Origin of the sequence: Nonomuraea sp. NPDC004580 (assembly GCF_040609855.1) — a bacterium.
In the GTDB taxonomy this organism is placed as follows: domain Bacteria; phylum Actinomycetota; class Actinomycetes; order Streptosporangiales; family Streptosporangiaceae; genus Nonomuraea; species Nonomuraea salmonea.
This window is the reverse complement of the sequence record NZ_JBEXLH010000033.1, coordinates 63,039-88,678: the sequence shown is the minus strand read 5'-3', so window position 1 is coordinate 88,678 and position 25,640 is coordinate 63,039. Positions and strand designations below refer to the sequence as shown.

The following is a 25,640-nucleotide window of genomic DNA, read 5'->3' as shown; positions in this document are numbered from 1 at the left end:
GGCCGACGTGGACCTGCCGGGGGCGGCGAAGGCCGCCGCCGGGCTGCCGGACGCGCGGGCGCTCCGGGTGGACCTGGCCGTGCCCGAGTCGGTGGCGGAGTTCGCGGCGGCGGTGGGGGAGGTGCACGTCCTCGTGCACAACGCCGGGGTGTCGATCGTGCGGCCGTTCACCGAGAGCGACCCCGCCGACTGGGAGCTCATGTGGCGGGTCAACCTGCGCGGCCCGATGCTGCTGACCAGGCTGCTGCTTCCGGGCATGACGGCGGGGGGATGGGGGCGGCTGGTGTTCGTCTCCTCCGACGGCGCGCGGGCCGGCTCGGGCGGCGAGGGCGCGTACGCGGCCACCAAGGCCGGGCTGTTCGGCCTGGCCAAGACGCTGGCCAGGGAGGCCGCCAGGGCGAACGTCACCTCCAACGTGGTCTGCCCAGGCCCCACCGACACCCCCATGCTGCGCCGGGTGGCGGAGGCGGAGCCCGGCCTGGTCGACAAGATCGCCCGCGGCATCCCGCTGCGCCGCCTCGGCACCCCCGCCGACGTCGCCGGGCTGGTCGCCTACCTGTGCACGGAGCGCGCCGCGTACATCACCGGGCAGATCCTGTCGGTGAGCGGCGGCGTGACCATGCACTGACCCCCGCCATGCGCCTACACCGAGTCGTAGACGGCCTGGACCAGCCGCATCCCGCGCAGGTTGCCGGTCAGGGCGTCGGCCATCCTGTTCATCACGTAGCCGATCGCGAGGCCGCGCTCGGGATCGCCGAGCCCGATCGCGCCGCCCATCCCGGAGTGGCCGAACGCGGTCTTGGACGGCATCAGGAACGTCAGGGACGGCCGCATGAACCCGAGCCCGAACGACGTGTTCAGCAGCAGCACCTTGTCGGGGCCGTGCACGCGGGGGCGCAGCGCGTCCCGCAGCGTCTCGGGGCGCAGCAGGTCACCGGCGATGAGCCCCCGGTAGAACCCGGCCAGGCCCCGCGCGGTGGTGACGAGCCCCGCCGCCGGCCATCCGGCGCGCAGGATCACCGGATGGTTCGCGCCGCCCTTGAGCCGGTGCATGGCGGGGTTGCCGAGCGCCCTGTTCATCAGGCTCGCGGGGTCGAGCGCGGCCCGCTGCACCTCGGCCAGCACGTCCTGCGTCCGGTTCCCGGTCTCGACGATCCGCATCCCGGTCCTGGGCTCGGGCTGTGCGGCGGGCTTGGGCTGTGCGGCGGGCTCGGTCTGGGCGGGCTGCTCGGCGGGCTGCTCGGCGGGGTCGCGGCGGGGGCGTTCGCCGGCCTGGAGGCGCGCCGTACGCTCGATCACCGCATCGGGCGCGCCCACCCACAGCTCCAGGTCCAGCGGCCCCGCGATCTCGGCCGCCACCAGCTCGCCCACGGACTTGCCCGTCACCCGCCTGACCACCTCGCCGAGCAGGAACCCGTACGTCAGCGCGTGGTACCCGTGCGCCGTCCCCGGCTCCCACAGCGGCCGCTGCCCGGCCAGCCGCGCCGCGATCGCCGGCTGGTCCTCGAACTCCTCCACCGGCACCTCCTCCTCCACCACCGGCAGGCCGGCCTGGTGGCTGAGCAGGTGCTCGACCGTCACGGACCCCTTGCCCTCGGCGGCGAACTCGGGCCACACGTCCGCGACCGGCGCGGTCAGGTCGAGGCGGCCCTGCTCGGCCAGCCGCAGCAGCACGGCCGCGGTGACCGCCTTGGTGCAGGAGTAGGCGAAGACGGGGGTGCCGCGCTCCCAGGGGCGCCCGGTGTGCCGGTCGGCGACGCCGTCCCACAGGTCCACCACCGGCTCGCCGTGCAGGTGGACGGCGAAGGCCGCGCCCAGCTCCTCGCCGTCGGCGAAGTGCCGCTCGAACACCTCGCGTACGCGGGCGAAGCGCGGGTCGCAGTACATCGGACCTCCAGCGGGGGGAAAGGGAGTGCTTACGTGATCCACGAGCCTAACAATTGGGGACGATTCGGCCCAGACGATCAGCGCGGCACCCTCAACCTGCTCACCCCCTCCGTGGTGCTCGACGCCCTGCGCAGCGCCACCACCGGCGAGGTGCTGAACCTGGCCCTGCCGATCAGGGGCGCCACCTCATCGCCCGCGCCCGCCACCGTCGCGCACCTGCCGGGCCGCCCGCTGCCGCAGCACTTCATGAGCGTGGACGGCGGCGACTACGCGGCCGGCGCCCGCCCCATCGGCCCCGGCCTGCGGGTGGCCGACGACGCCCTGCTCGTCAGCCACCACGGCACCACCACCCACATGGACGCGCTGTGCCACATGTGGTCGGGCGACGAGCTCTACAACGGCCACCCGGCCGCCCGCGTCCGCTCGTACGGCGCCACGAGGTGCGGCATCGAGCACGCGGGCGGCGTGGTGGCGAGGGGCGTGCTCTACGACGTGCCCCGTCACCTCGGGCTCGGCCACCTGCCCGCCGAGCACCGCGTCTCGGCCGCCGAACTGGCCGCCATCGCCACACCGCGCCCCGGTGACGTGGCGGTCGTGCGTACGGGCTGGCCGCTGGTGTGGGAGCGGTCGCGCGAGGAGTACTGGTCGGGACAGCCTGGCCTGTCCGCCGAGGCGGGCCGCTGGCTGGCCGGGCACGACGTGGCCGCCGTGGCCTGCGACAACGCCGCCGTCGGCGGGCTCGACGGGCGCGGCATGTCGCAGGAGCCCGTCGAGGACGACCTGCACCTGCTGCTCCTGCACCGGCACGGCATCCACCTGATCGAGATGGTGTGGCTGGAGGAGCTGGCGGCGAGGGAGCGTACGGAGTTCGTGTTCGTCGCGGCGCCGCTGCGGATCGAGGGCGGCACCGGCAGCCCGCTCAGCCCGCTGGCGATCCTGTGACCCAGGTGACGGGCAGGCTCGCGACGCCGTACACGGCCGCGTCGGTGCGCAGCGGCACCTCGGTGGCGGGCACGGCCAGCCGCAGATCGGGGAACCTGCCGAACAGCGCCCGGTAGCCGATCCGCATCTCGATCCTGGCGAGCTGCTGGCCCAGGCACTGGTGCACGCCGTGGCGAACGCCCCCGGCCCCGACCGACAGGCTCCGCCTAGCCGCCCGCCCCCGCACGGGCACCGTCCGGCCACTCCCACCACCTACCGACCCCTGTGCCGTGGCTGGGCCGGCACGTCGGCAGCCCTCCTCCGGGCGGGCGGCTCAGGTGCCCGGGTAGTTGCCGCCGCCGTGTGCCTCGTCCAGGGCGTCGTAGTCGGGGGTGAAGCCGCGTTTCGGGATCGTGTCCGCGAACGCCACGTGGCGCGGGCGCTTGTACGCCGCCAGCAGGCCCCTGACGTGCGCGATCAGGTCGTCCTCCGTGGCGGTGGCGTCCGGTTTCAGGGACACGACGGCCTTGACCGTCTGGTGCCAGTCGGGGTCGGGGACGCCGATGACGGCGGCGTCGGCCACGGCCGGGTGGGCCTTGAGCGCGCGCTCGACCTCGGCGGGGTAGATGTTCTCGGCGCCCGACTTGATCATGCGCAGCTTCGGGCCGATGAAGGTGATCGTGCCGTCGGGTTCGCGGCGGCCGAGGTCGCCGGTGTGGTGCCAGCCGTACCGCGACTTTTCCGCATTTAAGTCGGGGCGGGCGAAATATCCGGAAAAGAGGGTCTTGCCGCGGGCGCAGATCTCCCCGACCTCACCGACCGGCACCTCGATCCCGTCCGGCGCCAGAATCCGCACCTGCGCCAGCGGCGAAGGCCGCCCCGCGAGCCCCGCCCCGCCCTCCGCCAGCCCGAGAAAGGTCAGCATCCCGCCCACCTCGGTCTGCCCGTACCCGCCCATCTTCGAGCGGCACCACGGCGAGTCGTCCACGCTGATCATGTCGTCCCACTCGGCGGAGTGGGCGACGAAGCGCAGCGAGGACAGGTCGTACTTGCCGCCCGCGTTCGCCTTCGCGACGGCATCGATCATCGGCCCGAACAGGAACGCCTGCGTCACCCGCTCGGCGTCGATCAGCCGGCACGCCTCCTCGGGGTCGAAGGCGGGGGTGAAGACGTTCGTGCCGCCGATCTGGAACGTGGCCAGGCAGAACATCATCGTCCCGACGTGGAAGAGCGGCCCGTTGTTGAGGAAGGTGAAGCCGGGCTCCATCCGCCGGACCACGAGCAGGGTGGTGGCGTGCGCGAGCAGCGCGGCGCTGCTGAGCAGGGCGGCGCTCGGACGTCCGGAGAAGGCCGCCGTGTAGAGGGCCAGGGCCGGCTCGCCATCACCGACCTGCGCGAACTCCCTCGGCTCGGCGCCCGCGATCAGCCGCTCGTACTCCTCGCCCGCGCGCACCCACGCGCCGCCCGCCTCGTCGCGCAGCGCCATGGTGACGTCCGACGGTTCCCACACGACCGCGGCCGGCGTCAGGTCGCCGAGCACGAACCGCAGCTCGTCGAGCGACTGCCGCCAGTTCGCCGGGCACAGCACCGCGCCCAGCCGGGAGCAGGCGAGCAGCAGCTCCAGCACCGCGTACGCGTTCTGCCCGAGCCACACCACCCGGTCACCGGCCCCGACGCCGAGACCGTCGAGCGCCGCCGCCAGCCGGGAGACGCGCTCGTCCAGCTCCGGGTAGGTGAGCCGGACCTCGCCGTCCACCACGGCCGTGACCTGTGGCCTGCCGCGGGCGTGCTCGGCGAGGACGTCGGACAGGGTCAGGCTGTGGATCATCGTCCGCCTCCAAAGGCCGGCATGACTTCGGTCGCGAAGAAGCGCATGACCCGCTTCATGTCCTCCAGTGGCATCGGCCGGGTGCTGCCGAAGTCGCACAGGAGGTTGCCGAACCCGGCGTCGCGAAGCAGCGCGACCTGCTCGATGACCCGGGCCGGGTCGCCGATCACCTCCAGCTGCTCCCAGCGGAAGTCCGGCGAGACGGCGCCGCCCTTGAGGTAGCGGTCCTGGTAGTACTCGAAGCCCTGCGCGGCCCGTCCGGTGCGCGGGTCGATGGGGGCGCTGCGCTCGTTGAAGATGCGCGAACGGTCGAACGACGCCTCGAACCTCTCCTGGTCGGCGCGGGCCTGCTCCAGGGTCGGGGCGACGTACACGCTGCGCGCCACCACCAGCTCGGCCTCCGCCGCAGGATGCCCGGCCCGCGCGGCCGTCTCCCGCCAGGTCCCGGCCGCCTTGACGACTTTCCGGAACGGGGCCGCGGGGTCGGCCAGGATGGGCAGGCCGCGCTCGGCGTACATGGTGACGGTCTCCGGCGAGACGGCCGCGACGTGCAGCGGCGGATGCGGGTCCTGCAGCGGGCGCGGCACCAGCGAGACCTCGGTGCCGGTCCGGTAGAACTTCCCCTCATGCTGGTACGACTCCCGCGTCCAGAGCCCGACGACGACTTCCAGCGCCTCGTTGAACCGGTCCCGCGCCTCCGCCAGGTCGATCCCGAACCCCTCGAACTCGTGGCTCTGGTACCCCCGCCCGATCCCGAGTTCGAGCCGGCCGCCGGACAGCACGTCCACCTGCGCCGCCTCCTCGGCGACGTGCACGGGGTTGCGCAGGGGCAGCACCACGATCCCGGTGCCGAGCCGCAGCCGCTCGGTGCGGGCGGCGGCGTGGGCGAGCACGGTGAACAGGTTGGGCGCGACGCCGTAGTCGCGGAAGTGGTGCTCGGCCAGCCGCACCCCGTCGAACCCCAGCTCCTCGGCCAACTCGATGAGCTCCAGGTGGTAGTCGTAGACGTCCTTGAAGCTCTGCCCGTCGAAGCGGTGGAAGAGGTGGAAGGTCGAGAACTTCATACGGCGGCCGCCCCTCAACGGAAAACCAAGCGCTCGCTTGGGAGCGTATCACAGGGGCTGTGGGCGGACCTGCCGCGAAAGAGGAGAGCTACGCCAGGGCGGTGATCAGGCCCATGGTGAGGGCGGTGCGGTCCGGGATGTGCTCGACCAGGACGTGCTCGTGCCGTGCGTGGGCCCCGTCGCCGACGGCGCCCATGCCGTCGAGGACCGGGCGGCCCAGGGCCGAGACGAAGTTGCCGTCGCTGGCCCCGCCCACCGACGCCTGGTCGAGGGCCCAGCCGAAACCGGTCGCCACCCCCTGCGCCTCCTTGAACAGCCGCTGCGAGGCGGCGTTCTGGACCATCGGAGGCCGGTTCCACTCGCCGGTGGCGGAGATCGTGACGCGTGGGTCTGAGGCGCGCAGCCCGGCGAACACATCGTCGATGCGGCCCATCTCGGCCGGGTCGGTGACGCGGACGTCGATGCCGCACGTGGCGCGGCCCGCGGTGACGTTGCGGCCGGTGCCGCCGCTGATGAGGCCGACGTTCACGGTGGTGCCGCGCTCGCGCGAGCCGGCACCGGCGAGCGTGGTGACCAGCTCGGCGAGCGCGTGGATGGCGTTGGCCCCCGCGTACGGGTCCAGCCCCGCGTGCGCCTCCAGCCCGGTGACGCTCACGTTGAACAGCCCGACGCCCTTGCGCGCGGTCTTGAGCGCCCCGTCCAGCGACGCCTCGAAGACGAGGGTGGCGAGCGCGTCCTCGCTGGCTGCCTCGATGTGCTCGCGGGAGGCCGGGCTGCCGATCTCCTCGTCGCCGTTGAACAGGAAGCGCACGCTGGGGTGCGGCAGGCCCAGCTCGCGCAGGCCGCGCAGCGCCCAGATCGACTGCACGAGCCCGGTCTTCATGTCGAAGACGCCGGGCCCGGTCGCCTTGCCTTCGACGACGGTGAACGGCCAGCTCTTGAGCGTGCCGGTGGGCCAGACCGTGTCGTAGTGGCTGAGCATGAGGATCGTGCCGGGCGCGGTGCCCTCGTAGAACAGCTCGAGGATGTCGCCGTGCCGGCCGCCCTCGTGCAGGATCTCGTCGTCCGGTGTCCCCAGGTGGCCGACCACCCGCGCCCTGATCGCCCGCAGCCCCTTGACCAGCATGGCCTTGTCGTAGCTGTTGGTCTCCAGCTCCACCACGGCCCTGAGGTCGTCGAGCATGGCCGGCAGGGCCTGCCGGGTCCAGTCGGTGATCAACACGAGAATCCTTCCAACGGGTGTGCTAGGGGACGGGGGCTCCGGGGCCGAGCGGCACGCTCAGCCACCAGAAGACGTAGAACAGCAGCGTCCAGACGACGAGCAGGGTGAGCGCGAGCGGGATCGTCATCGAGGCCAGCGTGCCGATGCCGGCCGAGCGGCGGTAACGCTGCAGGAAGCCGAGCGCCATCACGAAATAGGGGCTCATCGGGGTGATCGCGTTGGTGCAGGAGTCGGCGATGCGGTAGAGGGCCTGGGTGTACTCGGGCGGGATGTCCAGCAGCATCAGCATCGGCACGAACACCGGGCCGACGAGCGCCCACTGGGCCGACCCGCTGGTCACCACGAGGTTGATCACGGTGACCACGAGCAGGATGCCGAGGAAGACGACCGGTCCGCTCACCCCGGCCGACTTCAGCAGCCCGGCGCCGTCGATGGCGAGGATCTGGCCGATGCCGGTCCACTTGAAGTAGGCGAGGAACTGCGAGATCGCGAAGAACAGCACGAGGATCGGCGCCATCTCGCGTACGCCGTGCACCATGAAGCCGGGGATGTCGCCGCTGCGGGTGACGGTGCCGGCGGCCTTGCCGTACGCCCAGCCGACGGCCAGGAACGCGAGACCGAGGAAGATGGCGATCGAGGTGAGCAGCGGCGACTGCACGATGCTGCCGCCCTCGCCGCGCAGCGGCGACCCGGAGGGCAGGACGGCGGCCGTCAGCGCGGCGGCGAACACCACGAGCGTGATCAGCGCGGCCCGCAGCCCTCGCCGCTCCTCGGGGGGCAGCTTGAGCGAGCCGAGGTCGTCCTCGTCGGCGTCGGGGTCCACGGGGATCGACTCGACGCGGCGGGCCAGCACCCGCTCGGTCACCAGCGTGATGACGGCGGCCAGCACGACGGACGACACGAGCGAGAAGAAGTAGTTCGCCAGCGGCGTGACCGTGTAGCCGGGGTCGATCGTGTGGGCGGCGGCGGTGGTCAGGCCGGACAGGATGGCGTCCACGGGGGTGACGACGGGGCTGGCGTCGTAACCGGCCGAGATCGACACGAACGCCACCACGATGCCGAGGATCGGGCTGCGCCCGACGGCCCGGAAGGCCAGCGCGCCGAGCGGGATGAGCACCACGTACGCGGCGTCGGAGGCCACGTGCGCGACCATCCCGGTGAACGACAGCGCGAACGTCACCCACCGCGGCGACACCCGCGACACGCCGGAGCGGAGCACCGCGGCCAGCAGCCCCGACCGCTCCGCGACCGCGACGCCGAGCATGACGACGAGGATCGTGCCGAGCGGCGGGAACGAGGTGTAGTTCTCGATCGCGTCGCCGACCATCATCCGCACGCCCTCGACGGACAGCAGGTTCCTGGCGGCGACGGTCTCGCCCGTGGCCGGATTGACGGCCGAAACCCCGGCCGCCGCGAGCGCCCAGCTCAGCAGCGACAGCAGCACGCTCAGGATGACGAACAGCCAGAACGGATGCGGCAGCCGGTTCCCCAGCCGCTCGATCCCCCCGAGCATCTTGAGCAGCGCGTTCAGCGAACGCGATCCCGTCATCGTCTCGGGGGTCGCCACCGGGTCATCTCCTTTCCGCATTTCGGTCACCCATTACATGCGGTCAGAAGACATCCTGACAAGTCAGGGTAAAAACTCAGCCAGTGGCGGCGGGCTCACGCAGCGGCAGGCGTACCTCGAACCACGTGTCGCCCGGCGCCGAACGGACCTTGATCTCGCCGCCGTGCCGGCCCGCCACGATCCGGTACGAGATGTCCAGCCCCAGCCCCGTGCCCTCGCCCACGGTCTTGGTCGTGAAGAAGGGCTCGAAGATGCGGTCCTTGATCGCCTCGGCCACGCCGTGACCGGTGTCGCCGATCTCCACGATGGCCTCGTCCTCGTCGTACGCCGTGCGGATCGTCAGCGTGCCGTCCTGCCCCATCGCGTCGAGCGCGTTCTGGATGAGGTTCGTCCACACCTGGTTGAGCTCGCCCGCGTAGCAGGGGATCTCCGGCAGCGTGCGGTCGTAGTCGGTGACCACGGTGATGCCGGGCGGGATCTTGCCGCGGAAGATCGCGACCGTGCTGTCGAGCAGCTCGTGCACGTCGGCCTGCTGGAACGGAGCCCGGTCCATCTGGGAGTACTGCTTGGCCGAGCGGATGAGCGTGGTGATGCGCTCGGTCGCCTCGGCCACCTCGTTGAGCATCTGCGCGATCTCCACGGCCTCCGACAGCCAGTGCAGCGCCTTCGGGGTGTGCTCCTCGCCGACCTTCGTGCGCACCTTCTGCAGGTCTTCGCCGGAGAAGCCCGCACTGACCAGGGCGGGAGCGAGGTCCCACGCGTCCTCGACACCGATCTCCTCAAGGGCCTCGCCCAGCTCGTCCTCGGCGTCGGAGATCTCCAGCGGTGAGCGCTGCGGCTGCTCGCCCAGCTTGCTCGTGCACGCCTCCTGCGCCTCGATCAGCGCCCGCAGCTTCTCCGGCGGGATGCCGTCCTCGGCGAGCTGGGCGAGCTGCAGCCGCGAGCCGGCGATCAGCGAGCGCAGCTCGCCCACCGCCCGCACGGCGGCCGCGGCCGGGTTGTTCAGCTCGTGGGTGAGCCCGGCGGTGATCGTGCCGAGCGCGGTCAGCCGCTGCCGTCTGTCGATGATCTCCCGCTGCATCCGCCCGCCCGACATCAGCCCGTCGAGCAGGTGCATCGCCATCGGGAACCACTCGGCCACGATGTAGGCGAACTTCTTGGCCGGCAGCATGAACATCCGCGACGGCGCCGTGGCGCGCAGCGTGTGCTGGTAGGTGAGCGGGGCGCGGTCGCCGAGGTAGGCGGCGGTGGCGCCGCCGTAGACGCCGGGCTGGGAGGTGCGGGGCATCGCGACGGTGCCGGCGCTGACCGTCTCGCTGATCATCTGGATCTCGCCCTCCAGCAGCACCGCGAAGCACTCGGCGGGCTCGCCCTGCCGGACGACGTCCTCGTCCTGGGCGTAGGTCTGCACGCGGCCGCTGGCCGCGAGCTTGGAGAGCTGCTCGTCGCTGAGGCGCTCGAACAGGAACAGCTTGCGGAGCTCGTCGATGTCGATCATTGCTTCTCCAGGTAGCGGTGCACGAGCGCGACGGCCATGGCGCCCTCGCCGACGGCGGAGGCCACTCTCTTGATCGACTCGGCGCGCACGTCGCCCGCGGCCAGCACCCCGGGCACGTTGGTCTCCAGGAAGTACGGCTCCCGCCGCAGCGGCCAGTTGCGCGGCCGCCTGCCGCCCTGCACCAGGTCTGGCCCCGTCAGCACGAACCCGCGCGCGTCCCGCTCGATCGTCTCGCCCAGCCAGTCGGTGTACGGCCGGGCCCCGATGAACACGAACAACCACTGCGCGTCCACCGTGCGCTCCTCGCCCTTGGTGGACAGCGTGAGCCGCTCCAGGTGCCCGTCGCCGGCCGCGCCGGCGACCTGCGTCTGCAGATGCACCTCGACGTTGGGGAGCGCGGCGATCTGCTCGATGAGGTAGTGGGACATGGACTTCTCCAGACCGTCACCCCGCACCACCAAGTGGACCTTGCTCGCGAATCCCGACAGGTAGACGGCGGCCTGCCCGGCCGAGTTGGCCGCACCGACGATGAACACCTCGGTGTCCTTGCACGACGGGGCCTCGGTCAGCGCGGCGCCGTAGTAGACGCCGCGGCCCACGAAGTCCTCAAGGCCCGGGGCCTCCAGCCGCCGGTAGGTGACGCCGGTGGCCAGGATCACCGCGTGCGCCGCGATCTCCCCGCCGTCCTTGAACCCGACCACCCGCGCCTGCCCGCGCGCCTCCAGGCTGCTCACCTTGCGCGGGGTCAGCAGCTCGGCCCCGAACTTCAGCGCCTGCCTGCGCGCCCGGTCGGCCAGCTGCTGCCCTGAGACGCCGTCGGGGAAGCCCAGGTAGTTCTCGATGCGGGAGCTCTGGCCCGCCTGCCCGCCCGACGAGTACGCCTCCACCAGCACGGTGTTGAGCCCCTCCGAGGCGCCGTAGACGGCCGCCCCGAGCCCGGCCGGCCCGCCGCCCACCACGATCAGGTCGTAGAAGTCGGTCGCCGGCGTCGTGGACAGCCCCACCGCCGCGGCCAGCGTCGCCTGGTCGGGCGACTCCAGCGTGGTGCCGTCGGCCGTCACCACCAGCGGCAGGTGACGGTCGTCGCCCGCCGCCTTCACCAGCTGCGCGCCCTCCGGGTCCTCGGCCAGCAGCCACTGGTACGGCACGTGGTTGCGGGCCAGGAAGTCGCGCACCTTGTACGACGGCGCCGACCACCGGTCGCCCACCACCCGCAGCTCAGAGCGCTCGATCCGGTCGGTGCGCAGCCAGGCGTCGAGCTGCCCGTCGATCACCGGGTAGAACTTCTCCTCCGGCGGGTCCCACGGCTTGAGCAGGTAGTGGTCGAGGTCGACCACGTTGATCGCCTGGATGGCCGCGTCGGTGTCGGCGTAGGCGGTCAGCAGCACGCGGCGCGCGTAGGGATAGAGGTCCATGGCGGCTTCGAGGAACTGCACGCCGTTCATCTGGGGCATGCGGTAGTCGGCCAGGATCGCCGCGATCTCGTCGCCGCGCAGCCGCATCTCGCGTACGGCGTCGATGCCGTCCCTCGCCGTCTCGGCGCGGACGATCCGGTATTCCTGCCCGTAACGGCGTCTCAGGTCACGGGCGACCGCCCGCGAGACGCCTGGATCGTCATCCACCGTCACGATGACCGGCTTGTCCATGCGATTCGCCCTTTCCTGCGCTCCTACTAGGAAGGATGTCATGTGCTCGGGTATGGGCGAGACACCGCTCATATCATGGGCGGATGAGCACCCGCGAACGCATCATCGACGCCGCTGAGCAGGCGATTCAGGAGTTCGGCATCTCGGGGGCCACCACCAAGCGCATCGCGAAACAGGCGGAGTGCTCCGAGGCGCTGCTCTACAAGCACTTCGCCGGCAAGGAGGAGCTGTTCCTCGCCGTGGTGCTGGAGCGCATGCCGGCGCTGGGCCCGGCGCTGGAGGAGCTGCGCGCCGGTGTCGGCCGGGGCGACCTGCGCGCGAACCTCGTCACGTTCACGCTGGCCGCGCTGGCCTTCTACACCCGCGCCCAGGCCATCGCCGGCGGCCTGCTCGGCGACCCGGCGCTGATCACCGGATTCCGCGCCATGCTGGCCGAGAGGGGCACCGGGCCGCACGTGCCGATCCAGGTGCTGGCCGGCATCCTGCGGGACGAGCAGCGCGCCGGCCGCGTCGACGGCGGTCTCGACGCGGACGCGGCGGCGTCGATGCTCATGGGCGCCTGCTTCCACCGGGCCAACCTCGCGCGCTTCGCGGACCTGCCCGGCCATGGCGACGAGGAGTGGGCCGCCGCCGTCGTCGGCACCCTGCTCAGGCGATGACCCTGGCCTCACCGCCGTCCACCAGCAGCGACACCCCGTTCACGTACGACGCCCGCTCGCTGGCCAGGAACGCCACCACGTCGCCCACCTCCTCGGGCCGCCCGACCCGCCCCACCGGCACGCCCGCGCCGCGCTCGCTCAGCGCCGCCTCGTCGCCGGCGAGCTGACGCAGCCGCTCGGTCTCGATGGGCCCCGGCATCACGTTGTTGACCAGCACCCCCTCGCCGCCCACCTCGCGGGCCAGGGTGCGCACCACGCCCGCGACAGCCGTACGCATGGCGTTGGACAGCGCGAGCCCGTCGATCACCTCGCGGGCCGACCTGCCGGTGATGGTGACGATCCGGCCCCAGCCGCGCGAGCGCATCTCCGGCAGCACCGCGTGCATCAGCCGGACCATGCCGAGCAGGTTGCGCTGGACGGCGGCGTCCCAGTCGTCCAGGCCGACCTCGTCGAACCGGCCCGGTTTGGGCCCGCCCGCGTTGGCGACCAGGATGTCGACGGGACCGAGCACGTCGCGTGTCTCCTCGACCACCCGCCGGGCGGCGGCCGGATCCTCCACGTCGGCCAGCACCGCGTGCACGACCTTGCCGAACTCCTGCAGCTCCACCACCGCGTCCGCGAGCTTCTCCGGGTCGCGGGCGCTGACGCACACGTCGCAGCCCTCCCGCGCGAGGCTCTTGGCCGCCGCGAGGCCGAGGCCCGCGCTGCCACCGGTGACGAGGGCGACCTTGCCCGAGATGCCGAGATCCATACGGCCGACTATAGATCGTGCGGGCCGGGCCGCTCGTACGGTGGCGCTGTACGGGTGGTAATGGCGCGGCAGGCATGATGGGCTGGGCGGGTGGCGAGAAATCTCATCCTTTCTGGAGGCCTGTTCCACGACTTCGCCGCCACATCGGCCGCGCTCGCGGAGGTGCTCGCCGAGGTGGGGGTCGAGTCGGAGATCACCGAGGACATCGCGGGAGCGCTCAGCGAGCCGTCGGAGTTCCAGCTCATCACGGTCAACGCGCTGCGCTGGCAGATGACCCAGGACCGCTTCGCCGGCCTGCGCGACCAGTGGCGCTTCTCCCTGCCGGCCGGCGCGCGGGCCACCCTGCTCGACCACCTCGACCAGGGCGGCGGGCTGCTGTGCATGCACTCGGCGGCGATCTGCTTCGACGACTGGCAGGGCTGGCCGCGCGTGCTCGGCGGCTGCTGGGTCTGGCCCAAGTCGCACCACCCGCCGCTCGGCTGGACGGGCGTGCGGGTGCACGGCGGGCATCCGGTCGTGGACGGCCTGCGCGACTTCGACGTGGTGGACGAGGTCTACAGCGACCTCGACGTGCTCCCCGACGTCCGGCCGCTGGCCTCGTCGGCGAGCGGCCAGCCTCTGGTGTGGGCCAGGCCGGTGCGCAGGGGGCGGGTCCTGTACGACGCGCTCGGCCACGACACCAGGTCCTACGACAACGAGGTGCACAGGACGCTGCTCCAGCGCGCCGCCCTGTGGCTGCTGAAACGCCCGGTCACGGTCAGGGACTAGCCGCCCACGCGCTCCAGCGGGTCACCTCGACGCGGATGACGGCGCCGGCGGGCGGGCGCTCCCGATATTGGGCGTACTTGGCGGCGAGGGCTGCCAGCGCCCTTTCGCGGGTTCCCGGGTCGTCCGCTTCTCCGGCCGTGCCGTCGGCGCGCACCCACCACAGCCGTGCCCAGTCGTCCTCGTAGTGATCGGCCAGCACACTGACGGCGGGGTCGCGCGCGATGTCGCGCAGCCGTCCGAGCCTCATGGTCGTCTTGGGCTTGTGATCGACGGCCGTCACGATGGCGCCGTCGAGCAGCGCGAACGTGATGGGCACGATCCGCGGCGTCCCGTCTTCTGCCAGCCGCGCCATCCTGGCCACCGGCTGCCCCGCGAACATCTCCCGCGCCCGCTCTTCCCGCATGCCCCCATGCTCGCATCGGCGGCGTGTCCGATACCTACAAGACCGGGCGGCGGCGGTCTGGGCACGATGACAGGCATGAACGTGAACCTGTCCGCGGTCCCCGGCTTCATGGCCGGGCACGCCCGCGTCCTCGACCGCCGCCGCTACGGCCTGCTCATGGGCGAGGAGGACGCGACGGGCGCACTCGCCGCACTCGACGCCTACCGCAACCCCGACGGCGGCTACGGCTGGGGCCTCGAGCCCGACCTGCGCTCGCCGGAGAGCCAGCCGGGCGCGGCCCTGCACGCCTTCGAGGTCTTCGAGGAGGCCGGTCCCGTCACCTCGCCGCACGCCGCGGCCCTGTGCGACTGGCTGGAGTCCGTGACGCTGCCCGACGGCGGCCTGCCCTTCGCCCTGCCGGTCGGGGTCTCCACCGCCACCGCGACGTGGTGGGCGGGCGCCGACCCTACCTCCTCGTCGCTGCAGATCACCGCCGTCACCGCCGCCGTCGCCCACCGGGTGGCCGCCCACGACCGGGCGGTGGCCGAGCACCCCTGGCTGGAGCGGGCCACCCGCTACTGCATCGACGCCATCCGCGCCATGGAGGAGCGCCCGCACGCGTACGTGCTGTCCTTCGCCGTCCGCTTCCTCGACGCCGTCCACGACCGCCATCCCGCCGCCGCCGACCTGCTCAAACGGCTCGGCGCGTACATCCCGGAGGACGGCAGGGTGCCCGTCGAGGGCGGCACCGAGAACGAGGCCCTGCGCCCCCTCGACTTCGCCCCCTACCCGGGCAGCGCGGCCCGCGCCCTGTTCGACCCCGCCGTGATCGCCGCCGACCTGGTCAGGCTGGCCGGTGAGCAGCAGGACGACGGCGGCTGGGTGGTCGACTACGCCCGCTTCTCACCCGCCGGCTCCATGGAGTGGCGCGGCGCGGCCACCGTGCACGCCGTCCAGGTGCTGCGCGCCAACGAGCTGATCTAGCCTCGGCCGATCAGGTGGTCCGGCGTGTCCAGCGTTGTCGCTTCCCGTAATCGTCAGGCGACTGTCTGCAGGACGACACGATGCTCGGCTAGGGAGTGAGTCGGCGGGCGGATTCTGATTCGTGGGCCATGCGGCGCAAGGTGTCGAGCACGCGGCCGTACAGGACCGTGCCCAGCACCATGGCCTCCACGGCGGCGTCGCGGGGGCCGTCGAAGGGGATCGCGTCCATCTCCACCTCGGCCACCAGGCGGCGGGCCGCCTCCACGTACGGGGCCAGGTCGACGGACAGGCCGAGCTGGCGCATCCTGACGATGGTCTGGGCCAGTTCGTCGCGGGTGGGGGCCTCCTCCGTGATGTCCCAGCCGAGCTCGGTGATCAGGTCGTCCACCAGGGCGCGGGCCGAGCGCCACTCCTCGGTCTGCTCAGGGTCCACGGCGGGGCTGAGGGCGTAGTGGGCGGTGCCGAGGACGCGGTGGGTGGGCAGGGACTCGTCCTCGACGGCGGCGATGACCTGCTTGATGGAGGCGACGGAGAGCCGGCCGACCTCGAGGAGGGCCCGGATCATGCGGAGCCTGCGCAGGTGCGTCTCGTCGTACTCGGCCCTGGTCGCGGCGGTCTGCTCGCCCTGGTGCAGCATGCCCTCGCGCAGGTAGTACTTGATCGTCGGGATCGCCACGCGGGACTTGGCGCTGAGTTCGGAGATGCGCATTATTGGATAATAGTACTATCCAGATCGGGCGAGATGCCGTGCGGCGCTCACCAGCTCGTGCACGTCGGCCTGGCGGTTCCAGAGGAAGACCACCTCGATGGGCGGCGTGTCCTCCTTGACCGGGACGAACGTCACCGAGTCCGGCACGGTGGTGCCCTCATGGACGCAGAGCGCGTAACCGGCGCCCTCCCCGACCATCGTGATCACCAGGTCGTGGGTGGCGGCGGCGGGGCCCAGGCGGGGATGCAGGCCGTGGCGGACGAAGCCCTCCAGGAAGCGGCGGGCCCCGGCCACCGCGTCCGACTCCGGCATCAGCAGCGGCTCACCGGCGAGGTCGGCCAGCGACACGGCGTCGTACTCGGCCAGGTGGTGCCCGCGGGGGAGCAGGGCGTGTACGGGGAAGCGGTGGACCAGCATGCGCGCCACGCCCCGGGGCAGCGAGCCGGGCGCGTACCCGAGCCCGGCCTGCAGGGTGCCGTCGGCGATGGAGACGATCTGCTCGGCGGTGCCCATCGGCGCGACGCGCAAGCGGCCGGTGTGCAGCTGGGACAGCAGCCGGGCGACGACGTCGGCGAGCCCGTCGGCGACGCCCAGGCGGGCCGTCGTGCCCTTGCCGCGCGCGGCGACGACCGCGCGCTCGAAGGCGTCGAGGGCGACCGTGGCCTGCGCCAGGAACGCCTCGCCCGCCTCGGTCAGCTGCACCCCGCTCGACGAGCGGCTGAACAGCTCGACCCCGATCTCCTTCTCCAGTGCCCTGAGCTGCTCGGACAGCGTGGGTTGAGCGATGTGCAGGGCGGCGGCGGCCCGTCGGAGGCTGCCCGCCCGTGCGATCGCCATGGCATACCGGACATAGCGTAGATCCATCGCTCACCTCGGCGTGATGATGATGAGCTATCGGTAGATCGCACCTCCGTATTACAAGACCGGACAGCTTTCGTGAAGTTCCGCAGTCATCTCTTTTCGCTGCCCCAAGCAAGCGCTAGTCTGGCGGAGTCGGACCGGAGGAGGGTGGATGCGGCCCTTCGCGGGACGCGCGGCCGTGGCGGGCGTCGGGATGACGGCGCTGAGCAGGCGGTCGGGGCGGAGCGAGCGCGAGCTGGCCGCGGCGGCGTGCCGGGCGGCCTGCGCGGACGCGGGCATCGCGCCGCGCGAGGTGGACGCGCTGCTCAGCTACCACATGAACGACTCCGCGCCCGTCGTCCAGGTCGCCAGGGCGCTCGGGATCGAGCGGCTCGGCTGGCACAACGACATCGCGGGCGGCGGCACGCAGGCGGCCTCGATCCTGGGGGACGCGGCGCTGCTCATCGAGGCGGGCCTGGCCCGTCACGTGCTCGTCTACCGGGCGCTCAACGGCCGCTCAGGCAGGCGCATGAATGTGGTCAGCACCGGGCCGCAGGAGGAGTTCACGTACGGGATGGCCGGCCCGATCCCGATGTTCGCCCTGGCCGCCACCCGGTACCTGCACGACACCGGCCTGACCGCCGAGCACCTGCACGCCGTCGTGGGCCAGTCCAGGCGGAACGCCGCGGGCAACCCCAGGGCGCTGCGCCGCGAGCCGCTCACCCTCGACGACTACCTCGCCCGCCCGTACGTCTGCACGCCCCTGCGCACGGCCGACTGCTGCCAGGAGACCGACGGCGCCTGCGCCCTGCTGGTCAGCGGCGCGCTCGGGGGGCCCAGGGTGCGGGCCGTGGTGCGCGGGGGAGGGCCGGGCTGTTCCGCGATGGACCACGCCGCCGACGTGACGGCGATCTTCTCCGCGTACGTGGCCCCCATGCTCTGGGAGGCGTCCGGCATGAAGCCGCGCGACGTGGACGCAATGCTGCCCTACGACGCGTACTCGTGGCTGGTGCCCCGCCAGCTTGAGGACTTCGGGCTGGTCGAACGGCGGGAGCTGGGGGCGTACCTGCTGGAGCGCCGGCACGCCTGGGTGAACCCGCACGGCGGCCTGCTGTCGGAGGGTTACGTGCACGGCCTGAACAACGTGGCCCAGGCCGTACGTGAGCTGCGCGCGGGCGCCGGGACCGCGCTCGTGACCGGCTTCGGCGGCAGCTACGGAAGCGCCGCGCTGCTCGCCTGGTGACAAGAATTATCACCCGATGGCCTTGACGGAGGCGGGTGATGAGCATAATTATCACCGCGTGGACCTCCTCAACCGCATCAGAGCCGACCGGCACGACCTGCCCGAGGCGCTGCGCAAGGTGGCGGACGCCGTCCTCGAGGCGCCGGGCGAGACCGTCCGGCTGACCATCGTCGACCTCGCCGAGCGCAGCGGGACGTCCACCGCCACGATCACCCGTTTCTGCCGGGCGCTCGGCTTCGCCGGGTACGCCGAGCTGCGGGTGGCCATCGCCACCGAGTCGGGCCGGGTCGCGCAGCAGACGTGGGAGACCGACATCGGCCAGGAGATCCTGCCCGACGACAGCCTCGAACGCGTGCTCGGCGTGGTCTCCGGCAACGACATCCGCCTCATCCAGGAGACCCGCGACCAGCTCGACCTGGCCGTGGTCGAGAAGGTCGCGCAGGCCGTGGCCAGGGCGGGGCGGGTGCTGCTGTTCGGGGTGTCGAGCAGCGCGGCGGTGGCCAGCGAGATGGAGTACCGGCTGCAGCGGATGCGCGTACCGACGTGGAGCAGGTCCGACGCGCACGCCGCGCTGACAGACGCGGCGCTGCTCGGCCAGGGCGACGTGGCGATCGGCATCTCCCACAGCGGCAGGACACGCGAGGTCATCGAGGTGCTGGCGGAGGCCGGCAGCCACGGCGCGATCACCGTCGCCGTCACCTCGCAGCCGCGCTCCCCGCTCGCCGAGGTGGCCGAGCTGGTGCTCACCACGGCCAGCAGGGCGACCAGCTTCCGCTCCGAGGGGTTCGCCGCGATCCACTCGCAGCTGCTGGTGCTGGACGTCGTGTACGTGTCGGTGGCGCAGCGCACCTATGAACGGACGAAGCAGGCGTTCGACGTGACCGTCCGCGCGGTCGCCGGACACCGCCTGCCAGAAGGGGATATATGACTGTCAATCCGCAGGACTTCGTGGAGCACGTCGCCCGCCTCGTACGGACGATCCCCGAAGACCCCGAGATCTCCCGCGCCGCCGACCTGTTCACCAAGGCGCTGACCGGCGGCGGCGTCATCCAGGCGTTCGGCTCAGGCCACTCCGAGGCCGTGGCCATGGAGATCGCCGGGCGCGCGGGCGGCCTCGTGCCCACCAACCGGCTCGCGCTCCGAGACATCGTCCGTTACGGCGACGCGCCCGCCTCCGAGCTGGACCGCTACGACCTCGAACGCGACCCCGCCGTCGCCCGCCAGATCCTCGACCTGGCCCCCGTCCAGCAGCAGGACCTGTTCGTCATCATCTCCAACTCCGGCGTGAACGGCGTCGTCGTCGAGCTCGCCACCCTCGTCAAGGAGCGCGGTCACGACCTGATCGCGATCACCTCGCGCACCCACAGCGAAGCCGTCGCGTCCCGTCACCCCTCGGGGCGCAAGCTCGCCGACCTGGCCGACGTCGTCCTGGACAACCACGCGCCCTACGGCGACGCCGTGCTGCCCCTGCCCGACGGAGGCGCCACCGGTGCCGTCTCCACGATCACCTCCGCGCTGCTGGCCCAGCTCGTGGTCACGCAGACCGTACGCAACCTGCTCGAAGCCGGCGAGGTGCCGCCCGTCTACCTGTCGGCGAACGTCCCCGAAGGCGACGAGCACAACCTCCGCCTGGAGGCGCTGTACGCGGGCCGCATCCGCCGCGGCGCCTGACCCCCGGCCAACCCACCCACCCGTTCCGGCGCCTGACCCCCACCGACCACCCGACCGCCGCGGCGCCTGCCTCCACCGCTTCGGACGCCGGCTCGGCGCCGCGACCTGTCTTCAGCATGTCCGCACGTCTCTCGGGAGCCGCACAACCGCAAGGAGCCCACCCCCCATGTCCAGATATTTCGGCAAACATCTTGTCTCCTTAGCCCTCCCCGCCGTCCTCATCGCGGTCACCCTGATCGCCTCACCCGCAGCGGCCGCCCAAGCCGTCCGCCTCCAGTACCGCACCAGCGCCCCCGGCGCCACGACCGCCCAGGCCGAGCCGTGGCTGCGCCTGTTCAACACCGGCACGACGACGATCCCGCTCGGCCAGGTCAAGATCCGCTACTACCTCACCGGTACGGAGACCTACCGCTTCGCCTGCTCCTGGGCCGTGATCGGCTGCTCCACCATCACCGGCAGGCTCGCCCCGCAGGAGGGCGGCAAGCAGTACCTGGAGGTCGGCTTCACCTCCGGCAGCCTGAGCCCCGGCCAGAACACCGGCGACATGCAGCTGCGCTTCTACCGCGCGGACTGGCAGTCGTTCCAGCAGAGCGACGACTACTCCTACGGGCCGAACACCTCCTACGCCGACTGGGACAAGGTCACCGTCCATGTGGACGGCCGGCTCGCCTGGGGCACCCCGACCGGCAGCGAGCCCGACCCCGACCCGGATCCCGACCCTGACCCAGGCGCCACCGGTGAGCTGTTCGACGACTTCACCTACACGAGCTCGACCGACCCCCGGCTGGCCCAGCGCGGCTGGACCGTGCGCTCGGCGTCGGGCGGCCCCGGCGTGCCAGGGGCGACCTGGTCGCCCTCGGCCGTCTCGTTCCCCGGCGGCCTCCTGACGCTCGACTCCTCCACGAACGGCACCGCCGGCGGCACCGTACAGACCGAGCTGTCCACCGCCCAGCGCAAGTTCCGCGAGGGCACCTACGCCGCCCGCGTGCGCTTCAGCGACGCCCCCACCAGCGGCCCCGACGGCGAGCACGTGGTGCAGACGTTCTTCACCATCACCCCGCTGCGCTACGACCTCGACCCCGACTACGGCGAGCTGGACTTCGAGTACCTGCCGAACGGCGGCTGGGGCGAGCCGTCGAACATCCTCTACGCCACCAGCTGGGAGACCTACAGGAACGACCCCTGGCTGGCCGTGAACACCCACACCGAGGAGCGCACGAGCTTCGCCGGCTGGCACGACCTGGTCATCCAGGTCTCGGGCGGCCGGATCAAGTACTACGTGGACGGCCGCCTGTTCGCCGACCACGGCGGCGACCACTACCCCGAGACGCCCATGTGGATCATGTTCAACCAGTGGTTCATCGATCTTCAGGGTGCGGGCGGGACGCGGACGTACCGGCAGCAGGCGGACTACGTCTACTTCAGCGCGAACGAGGTCGTCGCGCCCGCCACGGTGACCTCCCGCGTCGCCGCGCTGCGGACGGCGGGCACCGCCTTCAAGGACACCGTCCCCAACCCGTGACCGACACCCCGCGCCCGCCCGGTGCGGGCGCGGGGCACCCCCCCAGTGGACAAGGAACGTCATGAAGAACCGCATCCTGGCCCTCGCGGCCGTGTTCGCGCTCGGGGCGTGCGGCACGGCCCAGGAGCCGCAGGCGGCCACGCCGGACGCCCCCGCCGAGCTGACCGTCTGGATCATGGACGGCAGCGTCACGCAGGAGCTGCTGAAGAAGTTCGAGACCGAGTACGAGGCCGCGCACCAGGACGTGGACCTCGACATCCAGATCCAGCAGTGGGACGGCATCGGCGAGCGCGTCACCGCGGCCCTGGCCAGCACCGACGCCCCCGACGTGATCGAGGTCGGCAACACCCAGGTCGCCCAGTACAGCGCCAGCGGCGGCGTGACCGACCTGACCGCGAAGGTGGCCGACCTCAAGGGCGAGGACTGGCTGCCGGGCCTGGCGCAGCCGGGCAACGTGGACGGCAAGCAGTACGGCATCCCGTGGTACGCCGCCAACCGCGTGGTCGTCTACAACAAGGAGCTGTTCGAGAAGGCCGGGATCAAGGAGCCGCCCGCCACCCGCGACGAGTGGCTGGACATCACCTCAAAGCTCAACAAAGACGGCAATCAGGGCATATACCTGACCGGCCAGACCTGGTACGCCCTCGCCGGCTTCGTCTGGGACGAGGGCGGCGACCTCGCCGTCCAGGAGGGCGGCCGGTGGAAGGGCGCGCTCGACACCCCGCAGGCGCTCGCCGCCATGGACTTCTACAAGCGGCTCCAGGCGCTCGGCAAGGGCCCCAAGGACGCCGACGAGGCCAACCCGCCGCAGCACGAGGTGTTCGCGCAGGGCAAGGTCGCCCAGATCATCGCCGTGCCGGGCATCGCCGCCCGCGTGCTGGAGGTGGATGCCGGGCTCAAGGACGAGATCGGCTTCTTCACCATCCCCGGCAAGACGGCCGACAAGCCGGGCACCGTCTTCACCGGCGGCTCCGACCTCGTCATCCCGGCCGCCTCCCGGCGTCAGGAGCAGGCGTACGAGGTGGTCAAGGCGCTGGCGGGGGAGCAGTTCCAGACCGAGCTGGCCAAGACCATGAGCTTCGTGCCGAACCGTACCTCCCTGGCCGGCGTGCTCGACGGCGACGAGGGCACCGCGGCCATGGCCAAGGCGGCCGCCAACGGCCGCGCCACCCCCAACACCCCCAACTGGGCCGCCGTCGAGGCCACTTCCGTGATCAAGCAGTACATGACCGCCGTGCTCACCGGCGGCGACCCGGCGGCCGAGGCGAAGAAGGTCTCCGAGTCGATCACCACGACCCTGAACAGCGGATCCTGAATGTGGTCGAGGAGCCGCTCGTACTGGCCCTACCTGCTCATCGCGCCCACGGTGGCGGGCGGGGCCTTCCTCCTGCTCTACCCGCTGCTCAAAGCGCTGCTGATCTCCCTGCAGCACTTCCGCATGGGGGAGCTGATCAGGGGCGGGGCCGCGTTCGTCGGCCTGGACAACTACGCCGAGCTGCTCGGCGGCGAGCAGTTCTGGCAGGTGCTGCTGCGCACGCTGGTGTGGACGGTGATCAACGTCGTGCTCATCGTGGGCCTGGCCACCGGCGTCGCGCTCATGCTCCAGCACCTGCGCCGCGGGCTGCGCCTCGCCCTGATGAGCGCGCTCGCCCTCGCCTGGGCCATGCCGATCATCGCGGCGACCACGGTGTTCCAGTGGTTGTTCCAGTCGGAGCTGGGCATCGTCAATTGGCTGCTGGTCACGCTCGGCTTCGACTCGTTCGCCGGCTACACCTGGTTCGCGAACGGCACCGCCACGTTCGCCGTGCTCGTGGCGCTCGTGGTGTGGCAGTCGGTGCCGTTCGCCGCGCTCACCCTGTACGCCGGCCTCACCACGATCCCCAGTGAGCTGTTCGAGTCGGCCAGGATCGACGGCGGCACCGGCCGGCAGGTGTTCCGCCACGTCACCTTCCCGATGCTCAGGTCGTTGTTCGCGCTCATCACCTCACTGGAGATCATCTGGGTGGCCAAGTGCTTCCCGCAGATCTGGGTGCTCAGCCAGGGCGGCCCCGGCGACGCCACGACCACCCTGCCCGTCTACGCGTTCAAGGTCGCCCGCGTGCTGCACCGCTACGACCTCGGCTCCGCGGTGGCCATCCTGCTGGTGCTCGTGCTCGCCGCAGCCCTGATCAGCAACCTGCGCCGGATGGTCCGCTCATGAGAAGAGTCCTGCTCAACACCACGGCCGTCGCCGTGCTCCTGACCACGATCTTCCCCGTCTATTGGATGTTCCTGACGGCCTTCAAGCCCACCCGCGACATCCAGTCGGCCACGCCCACCTTCTGGCCCGCGAACCCGACGCTCGACCACTTCGTCACGGCCGTCAACGCGCCGGGGTTCTGGACGTACTGGCGCAACAGCCTCCTGGTGACCGTGGGCGCGGTGCTGATCGCGCTCGTGGTGGCGCTGCTCGCGGCCTTCGCGGTGGCGCGGATGCGCTGGCGCGGGCGCGGCCCGTTCGTGGTGGCGGTCTTCGCCGCGCAGATGGCGCCCTGGGAGGCGCTGCTGGTGCCGGTGTTCGTCATCGCCCGCGACACCGACCTGCTCGACTCGCTCGCCATGCTGACCGGCGTCTACTTCATGTTCACCCTCCCCTTCACGATCGTGACGCTGCGCGGCTTCCTCGCCGCCATCCCGCCGGAGCTGGAGGAGGCCGCCCAGGTGGACGGGTGCAGCCGCATGACGGCCTTCCGCCGCGTGGTCTTCCCACTGCTGGCACCCGGCCTGATGGCGACCTCCCTGTTCGGCTTCATCACCGCGTGGAACGAGTTCGCGTTCGTGAACGTGCTGATCATCAAGGCTCAGGACAAGCGCACCCTGCCGGTGTGGCTCTCGTCCTTCAGGGACGTCTTCGGCACCGACTGGGGCGCCACCATGGCCGCCGCCAGCCTGTTCGCCTTGCCCGCCCTGCTGCTCTTCCTGTTCTTGCAACGCAACGTCGGCACAGGCATGACAGCGGGTGCCGTCAAAGGCTAGATGGCGCGGGCTCGGGTTCGCGGGGCCAGGCGGACGGGTCGGCCACGCGGATGCCGCGCGGGGGAGTCTCGATCGCCCAGCCCTGGCGTACCAGGAGGGCGACGGCCTGGCGGGCGGTGACCCTGGCGACGCCGTAGTGACGCGACAGCGTGCCCGCGTCGGGGACCGCGCGGCCGGGCCGCAGCTCGCCGCGCGTGATGCGGGCCGCGACCGCCGCCGCGATCGGCACGTACAGTGCCCTGCTCGGCTTCGCCCTGGGCACCCCCGCAGGACCGACGAACGTGCCCTCGCCGCGCACGGTGTGGGCCAGGCCGCGCCTGCGCAGCTCGCGGGCCGCGTTGCGGGCGGTCGTGCGCCCGATGCCGAACTCCTCCTCCAGCGCCGCCTCGCTCGGCAGCGCGTCGCCGACCCTGAACTCCCCGCCCGCGATCCGCTCGCGCAGCACCTCGGCCACCTGGACGTAGAGGGGGACGGGACCGTCACGGTCGAGCATGCTCGTATCGTAGACGTCTGCCTACGGCCGGACAGGCATGATCAGTCCTTCGGCCACTTCTCCTCGGGTGACACATAGCTGCCCCGCTGCGGCACGGTGTAGATCCAGCCCTGCTCGCGCAGCAGCGCCATCGCCCTGCGGACGGTCTCGCGCGCCACGTCGTGCTCCTTCACGAGCGCCGTCTCGCCGGGGATGGGACGCCTGGGACGGTATTTCCCCGCTTTGATGTCGCCCGCGATCTCCGTGGCGATCTGCTGGTAGAGCGGCACTTTGCGCTTCTTGCGCGGTCCGCCCGCCGGCGGCCCGACGAAGGCGCCCTCCCCTTGGACGGTGTAGATGAGCCCTTCCTCGCGCAGCACGTGGATCGCGCGCCGGGCCGTCGTCCTGGCGACGCCGAACTCGTACTGGATGTCCGCCTCGCTCGGCACCGGGTCGCCCGCCGACAGATTCTTCAGCCGCTCTCTGAGGATGTTGGCGATCTGGATGTAGACGTGCGTGTCGCCTTCGTAGTCGAGCACGTAGGCAACATAGGCCAACGCGGGCAAGAGTGCCCATATCGCTCTGTCTATCTAGACAGAGTTTCCTGTGCAACCAGACAAGCGCAGACGACCAGAGCTATGGTTCAGGCATGACGATCTGCCCCGTCCCAGATGACGACAGGTGTCTGTCGACACACCTCCCGCCCGCCAACCCCGACTACAAGAAACTGGTGTGGACCCCCATCCGGCCGATGGGCCACTCCGTCCGCGTACGCGACTTCACCTGCCCGTACCAGTCGATCAGCTACGAGCTGTGCGACTACGGCGGCGAGAGCTTCATCCGCAGGACCCGCAGGCACGGCGACGCCTTCTTCGTCGACGAGGCCGCCCGTGGCCGCCGCGCCATCACCACGGCGATGTGGGAACAACTCCGCACGGGCGACGCCAGGTGACGACACGTCCTCAGCACGAGTCGGCTTTGTTCCACGGAT

At 71.6% G+C, this 25,640-nt stretch carries 26 protein-coding genes and 1 pseudogene; 13 read left to right on the top strand and 14 right to left on the bottom strand.

Features of this window, described 5'->3' with window-relative positions; all coding sequences use genetic code 11:
* On the top strand, positions 1 to 628 hold a 628-nt coding region (locus ABZW11_RS29000), incomplete at its 5' end, for an SDR family NAD(P)-dependent oxidoreductase (protein WP_355423567.1).
* Between the two features lie 14 nt (positions 629 to 642).
* On the opposite strand, the gene ABZW11_RS28995 is transcribed toward ABZW11_RS29000, so the two are convergent.
* Complete coding sequence (locus ABZW11_RS28995) at positions 643 to 1,887, bottom strand: serine hydrolase domain-containing protein (RefSeq protein ID WP_355423564.1); 1,245 nt, start codon at positions 1,885 to 1,887, stop codon at positions 643 to 645.
* 33 nt (positions 1,888 to 1,920) lie between these two features.
* On the opposite strand from ABZW11_RS28995, the gene ABZW11_RS28990 reads away from it, so the two are divergent.
* The gene (locus ABZW11_RS28990; protein WP_355423561.1) at positions 1,921 to 2,829 is read left to right on the top strand and encodes a cyclase family protein; all 909 of its coding nucleotides are present in this window, start codon (positions 1,921 to 1,923) and stop codon (positions 2,827 to 2,829) included.
* Here the strand turns inward: ABZW11_RS28990 and ABZW11_RS28985 are convergent.
* The 7 genes and pseudogenes from ABZW11_RS28985 to ABZW11_RS28955 all read right to left on the bottom strand — a co-directional run.
* Positions 2,807 to 3,001, bottom strand: a pseudogene (locus tag ABZW11_RS28985) (cytochrome P450); the annotation flags it as partial. The gene ABZW11_RS28990 and the pseudogene ABZW11_RS28985 sit on opposite strands and share 23 nt — an antisense overlap.
* A gap of 141 nt (positions 3,002 to 3,142) precedes the next feature.
* Complete coding sequence (locus tag ABZW11_RS28980; protein ID WP_355423558.1) at positions 3,143 to 4,636, bottom strand: AMP-binding protein; 1,494 nt, start codon at positions 4,634 to 4,636, stop codon at positions 3,143 to 3,145.
* Positions 4,633 to 5,700 carry an LLM class flavin-dependent oxidoreductase gene (locus ABZW11_RS28975; RefSeq protein WP_355423555.1) on the bottom strand — a complete coding sequence of 356 codons (1,068 nt, stop codon included), beginning with the start codon at positions 5,698 to 5,700 and terminating at the stop codon, positions 4,633 to 4,635. The genes ABZW11_RS28980 and ABZW11_RS28975 overlap by 4 nt, the downstream gene beginning before the upstream one ends.
* A gap of 88 nt (positions 5,701 to 5,788) precedes the next feature.
* Entirely contained in the window at positions 5,789 to 6,922 is a 1,134-nt protein-coding gene (locus ABZW11_RS28970; RefSeq protein WP_355423552.1) for a M20 family metallopeptidase, read from the bottom strand.
* A 22-nt stretch (positions 6,923 to 6,944) separates the two neighbouring features.
* Positions 6,945 to 8,471 (bottom strand): AbgT family transporter, encoded by a 1,527-nt coding sequence (locus tag ABZW11_RS28965; protein WP_355423573.1) that lies wholly within the window; start codon positions 8,469 to 8,471, stop codon positions 6,945 to 6,947.
* Positions 8,472 to 8,565: 94 nt separating this feature from the next.
* On the bottom strand, positions 8,566 to 9,987 hold the full coding sequence (locus ABZW11_RS28960; RefSeq protein WP_355423549.1) for an ATP-binding protein: 1,422 nt from the start codon (positions 9,985 to 9,987) through the stop codon (positions 8,566 to 8,568).
* Entirely contained in the window at positions 9,984 to 11,633 is a 1,650-nt protein-coding gene (locus tag ABZW11_RS28955; protein ID WP_355423547.1) for an FAD-dependent oxidoreductase, read from the bottom strand. Before ABZW11_RS28955 ends, ABZW11_RS28960 begins: the two co-directional genes overlap by 4 nt.
* Before the next feature lie 83 nt (positions 11,634 to 11,716).
* Here ABZW11_RS28955 and ABZW11_RS28950 point away from each other — a divergent pair, with 83 nt between their 5' ends.
* On the top strand, positions 11,717 to 12,292 hold the full coding sequence (locus ABZW11_RS28950) for a TetR/AcrR family transcriptional regulator (RefSeq protein ID WP_355423544.1): 576 nt from the start codon (positions 11,717 to 11,719) through the stop codon (positions 12,290 to 12,292).
* Here ABZW11_RS28950 and ABZW11_RS28945 read toward each other — a convergent pair.
* A complete protein-coding gene (locus ABZW11_RS28945; RefSeq protein ID WP_355423542.1) occupies positions 12,282 to 13,043 on the bottom strand; it encodes an SDR family oxidoreductase in 762 nt (253 codons plus the stop codon). The two genes, ABZW11_RS28950 and ABZW11_RS28945, sit on opposite strands and share 11 nt — an antisense overlap.
* Positions 13,044 to 13,133: 90 nt before the next feature.
* On the opposite strand from ABZW11_RS28945, the gene ABZW11_RS28940 reads away from it, so the two are divergent.
* A complete protein-coding gene (locus ABZW11_RS28940; RefSeq protein WP_355423539.1) occupies positions 13,134 to 13,811 on the top strand; it encodes a ThuA domain-containing protein in 678 nt (225 codons plus the stop codon).
* Here the strand turns inward: ABZW11_RS28940 and ABZW11_RS28935 are convergent.
* Positions 13,801 to 14,214, bottom strand: coding sequence for a TIGR03668 family PPOX class F420-dependent oxidoreductase (locus ABZW11_RS28935; RefSeq protein WP_355423536.1), 414 nt, complete (start codon positions 14,212 to 14,214; stop codon positions 13,801 to 13,803). The two genes, ABZW11_RS28940 and ABZW11_RS28935, sit on opposite strands and share 11 nt — an antisense overlap.
* A gap of 75 nt (positions 14,215 to 14,289) precedes the next feature.
* Here ABZW11_RS28935 and ABZW11_RS28930 point away from each other — a divergent pair, with 75 nt between their 5' ends.
* A complete protein-coding gene (locus ABZW11_RS28930; protein WP_355423533.1) occupies positions 14,290 to 15,177 on the top strand; it encodes a hypothetical protein in 888 nt (295 codons plus the stop codon).
* Between the two features lie 88 nt (positions 15,178 to 15,265).
* Here the strand turns inward: ABZW11_RS28930 and ABZW11_RS28925 are convergent, their stop codons facing one another.
* Both ABZW11_RS28925 and ABZW11_RS28920 read right to left on the bottom strand, forming a co-directional pair.
* Positions 15,266 to 15,886, bottom strand: coding sequence for a MerR family transcriptional regulator (locus ABZW11_RS28925; RefSeq protein ID WP_355423530.1), 621 nt, complete (start codon positions 15,884 to 15,886; stop codon positions 15,266 to 15,268).
* Between the two features lie 15 nt (positions 15,887 to 15,901).
* Positions 15,902 to 16,750: a LysR family transcriptional regulator gene (locus ABZW11_RS28920; RefSeq protein WP_355423527.1), complete on the bottom strand. Its 849-nt coding sequence runs from the start codon at positions 16,748 to 16,750 to the stop codon at positions 15,902 to 15,904.
* Between the two features lie 148 nt (positions 16,751 to 16,898).
* Between ABZW11_RS28920 and ABZW11_RS28915 the strand changes: the two genes are divergently transcribed.
* The 7 genes from ABZW11_RS28915 to ABZW11_RS28885 all read left to right on the top strand — a co-directional run bounded on the left by ABZW11_RS28915 (position 16,899) and on the right by ABZW11_RS28885 (position 24,177).
* Positions 16,899 to 17,969: an acetyl-CoA acetyltransferase gene (locus tag ABZW11_RS28915; RefSeq protein WP_355423524.1), complete on the top strand. Its 1,071-nt coding sequence runs from the start codon at positions 16,899 to 16,901 to the stop codon at positions 17,967 to 17,969.
* A 58-nt stretch (positions 17,970 to 18,027) separates the two neighbouring features.
* On the top strand, positions 18,028 to 18,897 hold the full coding sequence (locus ABZW11_RS28910; protein ID WP_355423521.1) for a MurR/RpiR family transcriptional regulator: 870 nt from the start codon (positions 18,028 to 18,030) through the stop codon (positions 18,895 to 18,897).
* On the top strand, positions 18,894 to 19,640 hold the full coding sequence (locus ABZW11_RS28905) for an SIS domain-containing protein (RefSeq protein WP_355423519.1): 747 nt from the start codon (positions 18,894 to 18,896) through the stop codon (positions 19,638 to 19,640). The genes ABZW11_RS28910 and ABZW11_RS28905 overlap by 4 nt, the downstream gene beginning before the upstream one ends.
* Positions 19,641 to 19,806: 166 nt before the next feature.
* Positions 19,807 to 21,162, top strand: coding sequence for a cellulose binding domain-containing protein (locus tag ABZW11_RS28900; protein WP_355423516.1), 1,356 nt, complete (start codon positions 19,807 to 19,809; stop codon positions 21,160 to 21,162).
* Positions 21,163 to 21,223: 61 nt separating this feature from the next.
* Positions 21,224 to 22,477, top strand: coding sequence for an extracellular solute-binding protein (locus ABZW11_RS28895; protein ID WP_355423513.1), 1,254 nt, complete (start codon positions 21,224 to 21,226; stop codon positions 22,475 to 22,477).
* The gene (locus ABZW11_RS28890; RefSeq protein WP_355423510.1) at positions 22,478 to 23,362 is read left to right on the top strand and encodes a sugar ABC transporter permease; all 885 of its coding nucleotides are present in this window, start codon (positions 22,478 to 22,480) and stop codon (positions 23,360 to 23,362) included. It abuts the gene before it with no gap.
* Positions 23,359 to 24,177 carry a carbohydrate ABC transporter permease gene (locus ABZW11_RS28885; RefSeq protein ID WP_355423507.1) on the top strand — a complete coding sequence of 273 codons (819 nt, stop codon included), beginning with the start codon at positions 23,359 to 23,361 and terminating at the stop codon, positions 24,175 to 24,177. The genes ABZW11_RS28890 and ABZW11_RS28885 overlap by 4 nt, the downstream gene beginning before the upstream one ends.
* On the opposite strand, the gene ABZW11_RS28880 is transcribed toward ABZW11_RS28885, so the two are convergent.
* Together ABZW11_RS28880 and ABZW11_RS28875 are read right to left on the bottom strand one after the other, a co-directional pair.
* Positions 24,167 to 24,670 carry a GntR family transcriptional regulator gene (locus tag ABZW11_RS28880; protein ID WP_355423504.1) on the bottom strand — a complete coding sequence of 168 codons (504 nt, stop codon included), beginning with the start codon at positions 24,668 to 24,670 and terminating at the stop codon, positions 24,167 to 24,169. The genes ABZW11_RS28885 and ABZW11_RS28880 overlap by 11 nt on opposite strands.
* Positions 24,671 to 24,711: 41 nt before the next feature.
* On the bottom strand, positions 24,712 to 25,188 hold the full coding sequence (locus tag ABZW11_RS28875; protein WP_355423501.1) for a winged helix-turn-helix domain-containing protein: 477 nt from the start codon (positions 25,186 to 25,188) through the stop codon (positions 24,712 to 24,714).
* Between the two features lie 110 nt (positions 25,189 to 25,298).
* Here ABZW11_RS28875 and ABZW11_RS28870 point away from each other — a divergent pair, with 110 nt between their 5' ends.
* Entirely contained in the window at positions 25,299 to 25,601 is a 303-nt protein-coding gene (locus ABZW11_RS28870) for a hypothetical protein (protein ID WP_355423498.1), read from the top strand.
* Positions 25,602 to 25,640: the final 39 nt, after the last annotated feature.

Bases quoted from the DNA above. Each gene is read 5' to 3' on its own strand.
- ABZW11_RS28995 (WP_355423564.1), bottom strand. From the start codon at position 1,887: ATGTACTGCGACCCGCGCTTCGCCCGCGTACGCGAGGTGTTCGAGCGG.
- ABZW11_RS28980 (WP_355423558.1), bottom strand. From the start codon at position 4,636: ATGATCCACAGCCTGACCCTGTCCGACGTCCTCGCCGAGCACGCCCGC.
- ABZW11_RS28975 (WP_355423555.1), bottom strand. From the start codon at position 5,700: ATGAAGTTCTCGACCTTCCACCTCTTCCACCGCTTCGACGGGCAGAGC.
- ABZW11_RS28965 (WP_355423573.1), bottom strand. From the start codon at position 8,471: ATGACGGGATCGCGTTCGCTGAACGCGCTGCTCAAGATGCTCGGGGGG.
- ABZW11_RS28960 (WP_355423549.1), bottom strand. From the start codon at position 9,987: ATGATCGACATCGACGAGCTCCGCAAGCTGTTCCTGTTCGAGCGCCTC.
- ABZW11_RS28955 (WP_355423547.1), bottom strand. From the start codon at position 11,633: ATGGACAAGCCGGTCATCGTGACGGTGGATGACGATCCAGGCGTCTCG.
- ABZW11_RS28950 (WP_355423544.1), top strand. From the start codon at position 11,717: ATGAGCACCCGCGAACGCATCATCGACGCCGCTGAGCAGGCGATTCAG.
- ABZW11_RS28945 (WP_355423542.1), bottom strand. From the start codon at position 13,043: ATGGATCTCGGCATCTCGGGCAAGGTCGCCCTCGTCACCGGTGGCAGC.
- ABZW11_RS28935 (WP_355423536.1), bottom strand. From the start codon at position 14,214: ATGCGGGAAGAGCGGGCGCGGGAGATGTTCGCGGGGCAGCCGGTGGCC.
- ABZW11_RS28930 (WP_355423533.1), top strand. From the start codon at position 14,290: ATGAACGTGAACCTGTCCGCGGTCCCCGGCTTCATGGCCGGGCACGCC.
- ABZW11_RS28925 (WP_355423530.1), bottom strand. From the start codon at position 15,886: ATGCGCATCTCCGAACTCAGCGCCAAGTCCCGCGTGGCGATCCCGACG.
- ABZW11_RS28920 (WP_355423527.1), bottom strand. From the start codon at position 16,750: ATGGATCTACGCTATGTCCGGTATGCCATGGCGATCGCACGGGCGGGC.
- ABZW11_RS28915 (WP_355423524.1), top strand. From the start codon at position 16,899: ATGCGGCCCTTCGCGGGACGCGCGGCCGTGGCGGGCGTCGGGATGACG.
- ABZW11_RS28905 (WP_355423519.1), top strand. From the start codon at position 18,894: ATGACTGTCAATCCGCAGGACTTCGTGGAGCACGTCGCCCGCCTCGTA.
- ABZW11_RS28900 (WP_355423516.1), top strand. From the start codon at position 19,807: ATGTCCAGATATTTCGGCAAACATCTTGTCTCCTTAGCCCTCCCCGCC.
- ABZW11_RS28895 (WP_355423513.1), top strand. From the start codon at position 21,224: ATGAAGAACCGCATCCTGGCCCTCGCGGCCGTGTTCGCGCTCGGGGCG.
- ABZW11_RS28890 (WP_355423510.1), top strand. From the start codon at position 22,478: ATGTGGTCGAGGAGCCGCTCGTACTGGCCCTACCTGCTCATCGCGCCC.
- ABZW11_RS28885 (WP_355423507.1), top strand. From the start codon at position 23,359: ATGAGAAGAGTCCTGCTCAACACCACGGCCGTCGCCGTGCTCCTGACC.
- ABZW11_RS28880 (WP_355423504.1), bottom strand. From the start codon at position 24,670: ATGCTCGACCGTGACGGTCCCGTCCCCCTCTACGTCCAGGTGGCCGAG.
- ABZW11_RS28870 (WP_355423498.1), top strand. From the start codon at position 25,299: ATGACGATCTGCCCCGTCCCAGATGACGACAGGTGTCTGTCGACACAC.